The sequence below is a fragment of the Pseudoalteromonas sp. SK18 genome (assembly GCF_001974855.1).
Classification (GTDB): domain Bacteria; phylum Pseudomonadota; class Gammaproteobacteria; order Enterobacterales; family Alteromonadaceae; genus Pseudoalteromonas.
The window spans coordinates 1-1293 of the sequence record NZ_MTQB01000061.1; the positions used below are offsets into that span (position 1 = coordinate 1).

At 41.8% G+C, this 1293-nt stretch carries 1 protein-coding gene; it reads right to left on the bottom strand.

Annotated elements, in window-relative coordinates; translation table 11 throughout:
* Positions 1–34: 34 nt before the first annotated feature.
* Positions 35–1237, bottom strand: coding sequence for an IS256 family transposase (locus tag BW139_RS18110; protein ID WP_008465246.1), 1203 nt, complete (start codon positions 1235–1237; stop codon positions 35–37).
* Positions 1238–1293: the final 56 nt, after the last annotated feature.

Sequence of the window (1293 nt, forward strand, 5' to 3'; positions counted from 1 at the left end):
GAGGGCGTTCAGAATTCTGTGTCAGCCTAAGTTGCTAAATATCTAGCACACCATCTAACCTACCTTCGAAGTGGATGGCCAATTGCGACAATGTCAGATTCCAATTATGGATTGGCATTGTCCATTTCTTCGAGGCATTCAATATGCCTGCATACAATAATTTCATCAAGCTGTTTTCATTAGGGAATGCTCCCTTAGTCTTGGTGAGTCGCCTAAACTGACGATGTACAGCTTCAATTGCATTTGTGGTATAAATAGCTTTTCGCACGTAATCTGGATACTTGAAGTAAACCGACAGATTGCCCCACTTACGACGCCAAGACTCGATAACGATAGGGTATAACTTGCCCCATTTGGCATCTAATTCGGCGAGAGCGGCTTCTGCTGCATCTTTAGTGGCTGCCTTATAAACGGGTTTCAGGTCAGCCATAAACTCTTTTTGGTGCTTTGAAGCAACATACTTCATCGAATTACGAATTTGATGAATAACGCACTCCTGCACTTCGGCGTCAGGATAGATTGTTGCTATTGCTTCAGGGAAGCCTTTTAGTCCATCAACACAGGCAATTAAAATATCGGATACACCACGATTATGTAAATCTGTTAATACTGATAGCCAATAGTTAGCACCTTCACTTTCAGAGATATATAAACCAAGTAACTCTTTGCGGCCCTCGATATTGACACCTAGTACGGTATAAATAGCCTTACTCACGTAGCGCCCATTTTCTTTAATCTTATAATGAATGGCATCAAGCCAGATAAACGGGTAAAGCGTGTCTAAGCTGCGCGCTTGCCATGCTTTAAGCTCTGGTATCAGTTGGTCTGTTACGGCAGTGATGGTGGCCTCTGATACCTCAACGCCATACATATCCTGTATGTGGCCTCGAATATCTCGATAGCTCATACCTAAAGCAAACATAGATAGGATTTTCTCATCAATTTCAGGCGTTAACTTGGTTTGGTTCTTTTTAACAAGCTGAGGTTCAAACGAACCTGAACGGTCTCTGGGCGTTTCAAGTTCGAATTGACCTATGGATGACTTAACTGTTTTTTTGGTTGAACCATTTTTACGGTTAACTTGGGTCTCAGATTCTAAATGCTGCTCTAATTCAGCTTTAAGAGCCGCTTCGGTGAGTTGTTTAATTAATGGTGTTAGAACACCGTCTTCGCCAGTAAGGCCTTTACCAGCTTGAAGTTCAGCTAATGCTTTGTTGAAGTCGAAAGATTGAGTCATGTGTCACTCCTGTTTTCTTAATAATACTGAAATGACACAGATTTCTAAACACTACC

Excerpts from the sequence above, each read along its gene's own strand:
- BW139_RS18110 (WP_008465246.1), bottom strand. The coding sequence starts at position 1,237 with ATGACTCAATCTTTCGACTTCAACAAAGCATTAGCTGAACTTCAAGCT.